The sequence below is a fragment of the Streptomyces sp. adm13(2018) genome, from assembly GCF_008042145.1.
Classification (GTDB): domain Bacteria; phylum Actinomycetota; class Actinomycetes; order Streptomycetales; family Streptomycetaceae; genus Streptomyces.
Genome location: NZ_RDBH01000030.1, coordinates 1 through 3627 on the forward strand (window position 1 = coordinate 1; position 3627 = coordinate 3627).

At 76.2% G+C, this 3627-nt stretch carries 3 protein-coding genes and 1 pseudogene; 1 reads left to right on the forward strand and 3 read right to left on the reverse strand.

Features of this window, described 5'->3' with window-relative positions:
• Nucleotides 1–612: MFS transporter (locus EAO70_RS02400; protein WP_148001374.1), on the forward strand; the 612-nt coding region annotated here is incomplete at its 5' end.
• Nucleotides 613–739: 127 nt separating this feature from the next.
• Here the strand turns inward: EAO70_RS02400 and EAO70_RS02405 are convergent.
• From EAO70_RS02405 to EAO70_RS02415, 3 genes and pseudogenes are all read right to left on the reverse strand, one after another.
• Nucleotides 740–1405 (reverse strand): response regulator transcription factor, encoded by a 666-nt coding sequence (locus EAO70_RS02405; protein ID WP_148001375.1) that lies wholly within the window; start codon nucleotides 1403–1405, stop codon nucleotides 740–742.
• Nucleotides 1402–2480 (reverse strand): annotated as a pseudogene (locus EAO70_RS02410) (sensor histidine kinase). The gene EAO70_RS02405 and the pseudogene EAO70_RS02410 overlap by 4 nt, the downstream one beginning before the upstream one ends.
• Before the next feature lie 359 nt (nucleotides 2481–2839).
• Nucleotides 2840–3535: a TetR/AcrR family transcriptional regulator gene (locus EAO70_RS02415; protein ID WP_148001376.1), complete on the reverse strand. Its 696-nt coding sequence runs from the start codon at nucleotides 3533–3535 to the stop codon at nucleotides 2840–2842.
• Nucleotides 3536–3627 lie beyond the last annotated feature (92 nt).

A 3627-nucleotide genomic window follows, 5' to 3' on the forward strand; every position in this document is an offset into this window, starting at 1 on the left:
CCGCCCGAGTCCCTGGCTCCGGCGACCGGTCCGCGGGACGGGCGGTCCGGCGGTTCGCGGCGGATCGTGCTCGTCTTCGGCGTGATCGCGCTGTGCACGGCGTACGGCGAAGGGGCCCTCGCCGACTGGGGAGCCCTCCACCTGGAGCAGGACCTCGGCGCGCATCCGGGGGTGGCCGCCGCCGGGTACTCCGTGTTCGCGCTGACCATGACCGCCGGGCGCCTCTCCGGCACCGCCCTGCTCGAACGCCTCGGCCAGACCCGGACCCTGGTCCTGGGCGGGGCCACCGCCGCCGCCGGGATGCTCCTCGGCGCCCTCGCACCGAGCATCTGGGCCACCCTCCTCGGCTTCGCGATCACCGGCCTCGGGCTCGCCAACATCTTCCCCGTCGCGGTGGCCCGCGCCGGCGCCGTCGCCGGTCCCGGCGGAGTGGCGACCGCGTCCACCCTCGGCTACGGAGGCATGCTGCTCGGCCCGCCGTCGATCGGGTTCCTCGCCGACTGGTTCTCCCTGCCGGTGGCACTCACCACCGTCGCCGCCCTCGCCGCCGGCGCGGCCGCCATGGGCTACTGGGCCCGCAACGCCGGAGCCGCCCGACCGAGTGGAACGTGAGGCCCGTCGTCTGCTGCCCGTCGACACCGTGACGCTCACCGGTGACGAGGCCCTCGCCCGGCTGTGGTGCGAGAACTCCGCGATCACCTGGTCCTGAGGCGGGGGGCGCCCGGGCCGCCGCGGGTGCTTAGCCCAGCCACCCGGGGCGCACCAGGCCCGACTCGTAGGCCAGGACGACGAGTTGCGCGCGGTCCCGGGCGCCCAGCTTCACCATGGTGCGGCTCACGTGCGTCTTGGCGGTGAGGGGGCTGACGACGAGTCGGCGGGCGATCTCCTCGTTCGACAGGCCGATGCCCACCAGGGCCATGACCTCCCGTTCCCGCTCGGTCAGGGCGCCGAGGGCCGCCGTCGCGCCCGGGGCCTTCGAGCGGGCCGCGAACTCCTCGATGAGCCGGCGGGTGACGCCCGGGGAGAGCAGCGCGTCCCCGTGGACGACGGCCCGCACGGCCCGCAGCAGTTCCTCCGGCTCGGTGTCCTTGACCAGGAAGCCGGAGGCACCCGCGCGGATAGCCTCGAAGACGTACTCGTCGAGCTCGAAGGTGGTGAGCATGACGACCCGGACTCCGGCGAGGTCCGGGTCGTCCGTGATCCGGCGGGTCGCCGCGAGACCGTCGAGGCCCGGCATCCGGATGTCCATGAGGACGACGTCGGGGCGCAGGGCGCGGACCCGCTCCACGGCCTCGTCGCCGTCGGCGGCCTCCCCCGCGACCCCGATGTCCGGCTGGGCGTCGAGCAGGGCGCGGAACCCCGCGCGGACCAGCGCCTGGTCGTCGGCGAGCAGGACGCGGATCACGGGGTCTCCTGGGGTGACGGGGGCTGTTCACGGCCGAACGGGAGGACGGCGTGGACGCGGAAGCCGCCGTCCGGGCGGGCGCCCGCCTCGATGGTGCCACCGAGGCCCGCGGCCCGCTCCCGCATGCCGGCGAGCCCGTTGCCGCTGCCGCCCGCCTCGGTGCCGGTGGCGGGGCCGTCGTCGTCGACCGTCAGGTCGAGCTGCCGGGACCCGTAGCCGAGGCGCACCCGGGCCGTGCGCGAACCGGAATGGCGTACGACGTTGGTGAGCGCCTCCTGGACGATCCGGAAGGCGGCGAGGTCGGCGCCGGCCGGGAGTTCGGCACGCGGGCCGGCCGTCGCGACGGTCACGGTGAGGCCGGCGGCCGCCGCCTGCTCGACGAGTTCGGGGGCGCGTCACCGGGGGTACGGAGGGTGTCGAGGACCTGCCGCACCTCGCCGAGGGCCTCCTTGCTGGCCGCCTTGATGGTGGTCAGCGCGGTGCGAGCCTGCTCGGGGTCGGAGTCCAGGAGGGCGAGCCCGACCCCGGCCTGCACATGGATCACGGAGATCGAGTGGGCGAGCACGTCGTGGAGTTCCCGGGCGATGCGGAGCCGCTCCTCGTCGGCACGGCGCCGTTCGGCGGCGGCCCGGTCGGCCCGCTGCTGCGCCCGCTGCTCGCGCCGCACGCGGACCGTCTCGGAGGCCGCCAGGACGGCGACGGCGAACGCGGCCGCGGGCAGCTCCTGGCCCCAGGGGGCGGGCCCGTCGCCCGCCGGGGGCAGCCAGCGGTACAGCCAGTGCGAGAGCAGCAGATGCCCGGCCCACAGCAGGCCGAGGGCCCAGGCGGCGGCGGTCCGGTGCCCGTGCACGACGGCCGCGAAACAGGCGACGGCGACCAGGGCGAACACCGGCCCGTACGGGTAACCGGCCGCGAGGTAGCCGAGGGTGACGGCCGCGACGCCGAACACCACCGGCACCGGCCACCGGTGGCGGAGCAGGAGGGGCGCGGCGCCGAGGAGCAGCAGGGCGCGCCCGAGCGCGTCGAGGCCCTCCCGGTCGGGCTGGTTGGCGGCGGCGAAGCCCGTTCCCGCCATCACGACCACGGCGAGCAGGACCGTGGACCGCCAGGGCAGACCGCCGCCGGTGTCCCCGCGCTGCCGTCGGCCTCCTACGCGACCGGCAACCCGGGCCGGGTGTGCCCGGCGCTCGTGAGCCCGGCGCTCGCGCGTCCCGTGCTCACGCGCCCCGTGCTCACGCGTCCGCCGCTCGCCGGGCGGGTGCGGCGCCGACGTCGGCCCGGCGTGCCCGCTCTTCGGCTCGCGCCTCCGGTCCTGATCCATGTCCGCCACGCTAGCCGCGCGGCACCCGTGCGGACGTCAGCCCGGCGGGGTGGTCACCCGTACTCCCGGCGGAGTACGCCCCGGGGCCGACCCGGGGTGTCCGTCGTCCGGTGTCAGCCCCGCGGGAGCAGCCCCACGTCCTGGCCGAGGCGGCGGGCGGCCGTCGCGAAGAAGGTCTCGCGGTCCTCGACGACGTTGTGGAAGTGTCCGAACACCTCGAAGGAGACGAGGCCGAAGAGCTGCGACCAGGCGGCCACGAGCGCGACGGCGAGGGCCGGGGGGAGGTCCGGGGCGACGTCGGCGGCGAGCCGCGCCGCCTCGGGGCGGAGCCCCTCCGGCAGCGGGGGCGGGGCGACCCCCTCGCCCGCGTGCGCGCTCCGGGCCGTCTCGATGAGGAGGAGGCCGACGCGGGCGGCGGGGACGATCGTGTCCTGGGGGGCGCTGTAGCCGGGGACCGGGGAGCCGTAGATCAGGGCGTATTCGTGGGGGTGGGCCACGGCCCAGGCGCGGACGGCCCGGCAGACGGCGGTCCACCGGTCGAGGGGCCGCTGCCCGGCGGCGCCGGCGGCGGCCTCCTCCGCGGCGGCGCCGATCGCGTCGTACGCGTCGACGATCAGGGCGGTGAGCAGGTCGTCGCGGCTGGGGAAGTAGCGGTAGAGGGCGGAGGAGACCATGCCCAGCTCCCGGGCGACGGCCCGCAGGGACAGCTTGGCGGCGCCCTCGGCGGCCAGCTGGGTGCGGGCCTCGTCCTTGATGGCGGCGGTGATCTCGATACGGGCGCGGGCGCGGGCTCCTCGGACGGTCGTCATGGTGAGCAGTGTGCCACTTTCGKATCGSCGATMCGAAACGAGAGCACCGCTCTTGATTGCGAGCGGCATTTCCTGCACACTCGACTCAAGCG

What these genes read in the sequence shown, in the direction of transcription:
- EAO70_RS02415 (WP_148001376.1), bottom strand. Translation starts at nt 3,535, where the DNA reads ATGACGACCGTCCGAGGAGCCCGCGCCCGCGCCCGTATCGAGATCACC.